General features: G+C 73.9%; 1 protein-coding gene. It reads right to left on the reverse strand.

Annotated features, from left to right (window positions below):
* Nucleotides 1-2,194 (reverse strand): alpha-N-acetylglucosaminidase (locus BHU15_RS37725; RefSeq protein ID WP_069631159.1); only part of this gene is annotated, 2,194 nt, incomplete at both ends.

Raw genomic sequence — 2,194 nt, forward strand, 5'->3', positions numbered from 1 at the left:
GTCCAGCGCGGCCCCGCGACGTACACGGTGCCGCGCTGGACCGTCCGCACGCGCTCCTCGCCGCGCGGACCGTACTCCAGGGCCAGTTCGTACGGCAGGGGCCGCAGCGGCGACGTGAGCGGTTCGGCGGGGGCCGTCACCGACCAGGCGACGGAGCCGGTGCCCGCCGGGGCGACGGACGGCAGACGCGTCGGGCCGTCCGGCCGGGCGTCGGGGCCCGTCAGGGCGAAGTCGACCGGGCCGGTGCCGCGCAGCCCGTTGACGTTGCGGAAGTCGGCCTTCAGCCTGCCCGTGCTGCCCGGGGTGAAGACGGGCGGGTCGGCGGTGACGCCGACGGTGCCCTGGTACGGGGCGGCGGCCAGGGTGTTTCGTACCCGCAGGGCCGTCCGGTACGCGTCACCCGTCGCCCGCACCGGATAGGCGGTGCGCGCCCGTGTCCACGCCTCCTCGTCCACGTACCAGTCGAAGGCCTTCGGCTCCCGACCGGCGGCCAGCGCGTCGGCCAGGTCGTCCAGATACGCCTGCCACTGCGGCAGATGCACGTCCGCCAGCAGGCCCTGCCAGTCGCGGTTCGCGTAGTTGCTCAGGTGCCCGGCCGCCGATCTGTCGGCCCAGGTGGTGATCAGCGTGCGCGCCGACCACTCCAGCGTGACCGCCTCCCCGGGGCTGGTCGCGAGCCGTTTGGCGTCCTCCAGCCACGGCCCGAGCAGGAACGAACGGTGACAGCCCGCCATCGTGTCGCTCAGCCGCATCAGCTTCAGCCACAGCGCGGCCAGCGCGCGGAACGTGGCGGCGTCGCCTCCTTGGAAGGCGCCGCGCAACTGCGGCAGCAGAAGCCGTGAGCGGTTGGCGAGTGCCTGTCTGGCCAGCTCGGTCACGTCGTGCCGGTACGCGTCCGAGCCGCGCAGCCCCTCCCGTACGGCGAGCAGCGACCCGAGGGCCTTGTCGAACTCGGCGGTGTCGAAGGCCGTCCCCACGGACGACGTGAGGGACGGCCGGCGGGAGAAGAGCGAGTCGACGGGCCGCCCGTCGGCGGTCGTCAGCCGGTACGCCGTCGCCTCCAGCACACCGAAGGCGTCCCGCGCGGCGCCGTCCTCGCCCCCGTAACGCAGATCGGCGTACGACCGGAACCAGCTCTCGCGGTCGACCGCGTCCTGCCGCCACGCCAGCTCGCTGAACAGCTCGAACGCGGCCGGGTCACGCTCGGCGGCCTCCGGCATGTACGCCGTGCCGACGAGCCTGCTGCCCGGCTTGTCGCGCCAGGCCGTGAACCGCTGCGTCCAGCGGTCGGAGTTGGCGCCCATCGTCGTACGGCCGCCGAAGTTGGGGATGGTGCCGAAGGCGTACGGCGCGCCGCCCCAGTCCCGCTCGCGGTCCGTCACCGAGTCCAGGTCGGACAGGCCGTCGACGATCAGCACCCGGTCGGTGTCGACGGCGTCGAGGAGAGCGGGCACGGGGTTGGTCTGCCAGCCGAGGATCACCCACGTGGCACCGGGGCGGGCCGTGTGGAGCGACGTCTCGACCGCGCGGGCGGCGTCGGGCACGGGCACGTCGCCGGCGTTGCCACCCTCGTGCAGCAGATCCATCTTGAAGAGGTTCACCTCACCGAAGAGGTCGCCCTGGTGCCGGTAGAACGCGGCGGCGACCTCGGCGAAGACCCGTGTGCGCGGGTCGAGCCAGTCGGGGCGCGGCAGCCCGTTCCAGTCACCCTGCGGCACGGTCCGCGCGCCGGGGTTGCGGGCGGCGAAGCCGTCCGGGACGGTGCCGAAGTAGCCGGGGAGTACGGGGGACATGCCCAGCTCGCGCATCCGGTCGGTGATCCGCCGGCCGAGCACGGCACGCGCGCCGATCAGCTCGGGTGAGAGCGGGCCGCCGTACGCGCTCATGTTCTGGAGCAGCCACCACGGCTGGTGGGAGGGCGCGGGGAGCCAGGCGCGGGCCTCGGTGTCGGAGTAGCCGAAGTCGGTCAGCAGCCGGTGGTAGACGGCCTCCTGGCCGGTGGTGACGAGGACCTCGTTGCAGCCGTGCAGGGCGAGGATGTCGAGCATCCGCTCCCAGCGCGGCCAGTCGGCGTACGGGGCGGTGTAGCCGTCGTGGGTGTCGTTGAGGGCGAACCGGTGCCGTACGGTCGCCGACCGCTCCAGGGGGCGGCGGGGCGCGGGCAGCGTGGCCGGGAGGTCGAGTTGGCTGCCCG

It is taken from the genome of Streptomyces niveus, assembly GCF_001723055.1.
Lineage (GTDB): Bacteria > Actinomycetota > Actinomycetes > Streptomycetales > Streptomycetaceae > Streptomyces > Streptomyces niveus.